Raw genomic sequence first — 3389 nt, 5'->3', positions numbered from 1 at the left:
GCTACTCTTCAGGGAGAGACCCCTAAACGAATGAACCCCCGGCCTGAGCCGGGGGTTCGGTATAAGTGCCTGACGATGACCTACTCTCACATGGGGAGACCCCACACTACCATCGGCGCTAAGCGGTTTCACTTCTGAGTTCGGCATGGATCAGGTGGTTCCCACTCGCTATGGTCGTCAGGCAAAACTGACGCTGAAGCGATCTTTTGCTCGCATCGCTTCAACTGATTCGGATCATGCTGACGGCTACGTCTCGTTTGGCCGGCTCTTTCTCGGCCCGCGTATCCAGTCATTGTCGTACTAATCGCTCGACCTCGCGCCCTGGCTTTCGCCACAACGCCTCTTTCCAAAACCCCTTGGGGTTATATGGTCAAGCCTCACGGGGCATTAGTACACGTTAGCTCAACGCCTTGCAGCGCTTCCACACCGTGCCTATCAACCAGCTAGTCTTGCTGGACCCTTTAGGAGACTCGAAGTCTCAGGGAGATCTCATCTTGAAGGAGGCTTCCCGCTTAGATGCCTTCAGCGGTTATCCCGTCCGCACATAGCTACCCGGCGATGCCACTGGCGTGACAACCGGAACACCAGAGGTGCGTCCACTCCGGTCCTCTCGTACTAGGAGCAGCACTTCTCAAATCTCCAACGCCCACGGCAGATAGGGACCGAACTGTCTCACGACGTTCTAAACCCAGCTCGCGTACCACTTTAAATGGCGAACAGCCATACCCTTGGGACCGACTTCAGCCCCAGGATGTGATGAGCCGACATCGAGGTGCCAAACACCGCCGTCGATGTGAACTCTTGGGCGGTATCAGCCTGTTATCCCCGGAGTACCTTTTATCCGTTGAGCGATGGCCCTTCCATACAGAACCACCGGATCACTAGAACCTACTTTCGTACCTGCTCGACGTGTCTGTCTCGCAGTTAAGCACCCTTATGCTCTTGCACTCAATGCACGATTTCCAACCGTGCTGAGGGTACCTTCGTGCTCCTCCGTTACTCTTTCGGAGGAGACCGCCCCAGTCAAACTACCCACCACACACTGTCCTCACACCGGATCACGGTGCCAAGTTAGAACGCCAATGATGCCAGGCTGGTATTTCAAGGTTGGCTCCACCCGAACTGGCGTCCGGGTTTCCAAGCCTCCCAGCTATCCTACACAAGCAACATCAGCGTCCAGTGTGAAGCTATAGTAAAGGTTCACGGGGTCTTTCCGTCTAGCCGCGGGTACACAGCATCTTCACTGCGATTTCAATTTCACTGAGTCTCGGGTGGAGACAGCGTGGCCATCATTACGCCATTCGTGCAGGTCGGAACTTACCCGACAAGGAATTTCGCTACCTTAGGACCGTTATAGTTACGGCCGCCGTTTACCGGGGCTTCGATCAAGAGCTTCGCCTTGCGGCTAACACCATCAATTAACCTTCCGGCACCGGGCAGGCGTCACACCCTATACGTCCGCTTACGCGTTAGCAGAGTGCTGTGTTTTTAATAAACAGTTGCAGCCACCTGGTATCTTCGACCGGTTCGAGCTCGGGACGCGAGGTCCTTCACCCTAAGCCGGCGCACCTTCTCCCGAAGTTACGGTGCCATTTTGCCTAGTTCCTTCACCCGAGTTCTCTCAAGCGCCTTGGGATTCTCACCCTGACCACCTGTGTCGGTTTGGGGTACGGTCGCATGTGATCTGAAGCTTAGAGGCTTTTCCTGGAAGCGTGGCATCGATGACTTCCGGACCGTAGTCCGTTCGTCTCGTCTCTCGGCCTTGAGGACCCGGATTTGCCTAAGTCCTCAGCCTACTGACTTTCACCAGGACAACCAACGCCTGGCTCACCTAGCCTTCTTCGTCCCCCCATCGCAACCACATCCGGTACGGGAATATTGACCCGTTTCCCATCGACTACGCTTTTCAGCCTCGCCTTAGGGGCCGACTCACTCTGCTCTGATTAACATAGAACAGAAAACCTTGGTCTTCCGGCGGGGGAGTTTTTCACTCCCCTTGTCGTTACTCATGTCAGCATTCGCACTCGTGATATCTCCAGCATGCTTCTCAACACACCTTCACAGACTTACACGACGCTCCTCTACCGCTCATCCAAAGGATGAACCCGTAGCTTCGGCATCTGGTTTGAGCCCCGTTACATCTTCCGCGCAGGCCGACTCGACTAGTGAGCTATTACGCTTTCTTTAAAGGATGGCTGCTTCTAAGCCAACCTCCTAGCTGTCTATGCCTTCCCACATCGTTTCCCACTTAACCAGAATTTGGGGGCCTTAGCTGACGGTCTGGGTTGTTTCCCTTTTCACGACGGACGTTAGCACCCGCCGTGTGTCTCCCACGCTCTACTCACCGGTATTCGGAGTTTGCCTCGGGTTGGTAACCCGGGATGGGCCCCTAGCCGAAACAGTGCTCTACCCCCGGCGGTAATACGTGAGGCGCTACCTAAATAGCTTTCGAGGAGAACCAGCTATCTCCGAGCTTGATTAGCCTTTCACTCCGATCCACAGCTCATCCCAGCATTTTTCAACATACTTGGGTTCGGGCCTCCAATTGATGTTACTCAATCTTCACCCTGGCCATGGATAGATCGCCCGGTTTCGGGTCTATATCCAGCGACTGGTCGCCCAGTTAAGACTCGATTTCTCTACGCCTCCCCTATACGGTTAAGCTCGCCACTGAATATAAGTCGCTGACCCATTATACAAAAGGTACGCGGTCACCGAACAAGTCGGCTCCCACTGCTTGTACGCACACGGTTTCAGGATCTATTTCACTCCCCTCTCCGGGGTTCTTTTCGCCTTTCCCTCACGGTACTGGTTCACTATCGGTCAGCCAGGAGTATTTAGCCTTGGAGGATGGTCCCCCCATGTTCAGTCAGGGTTTCACGTGCCCCGACCTACTCGATTTCACACATTCAGGTTTTCGACTACGGGGCTATCACCCACTATGGCCGGCCTTTCCAGGCGCGTTCGTCTAACCAGTCACATGCTTAAGGGCTACTCCCCGTTCGCTCGCCGCTACTAGGGGAATCTCGGTTGATTTCTTTTCCTCGGGGTACTTAGATGTTTCAGTTCTCCCGGTTCGCTTCCCAACACCTATGGATTCAGTGTGGGATACCCAGCTTATGCTGGGTGGGTTTCCCCATTCGGACATGTCCGGGTCGCAGGTTGTTTGCCACCTCACCGAACCTTTTCGCAGGCTACAACGTCCTTCATCGCCTCTGGCTGCCAAGGCATCCACCGTGTGCGCTTAATCGCTTGACCATATAACCCGAAGGAGTCTGGTCGCGCGATTAGTCTAACGACAATTGCCGGATACGCTTGAGACGTATCACTTTCGTTCTTCTCTTGCGAGAAGAACTGTCAGCATGATCCAAATTGTTAAAGAGCGTTTA

At 54.3% G+C, this 3389-nt stretch carries 2 rRNA genes; both read right to left on the bottom strand.

The features are described 5' to 3' along the window. Positions 1-67 precede the first annotated feature (67 nt). Positions 68-182 (bottom strand): 5S ribosomal RNA (gene rrf, locus DOM56_RS19185). 184 nt (positions 183-366) lie between these two features. Then, positions 367-3258 (bottom strand): 23S ribosomal RNA (locus DOM56_RS19180). Positions 3259-3389: the final 131 nt, after the last annotated feature.

The sequence above is a fragment of the Salinicola sp. CR57 genome (assembly GCF_003206585.1).
Lineage (GTDB): Bacteria > Pseudomonadota > Gammaproteobacteria > Pseudomonadales > Halomonadaceae > Salinicola > Salinicola lusitanus.
The sequence above is the reverse complement of the archived record's forward strand: the minus strand, read 5'-3'. Positions and strand labels throughout refer to the sequence as shown.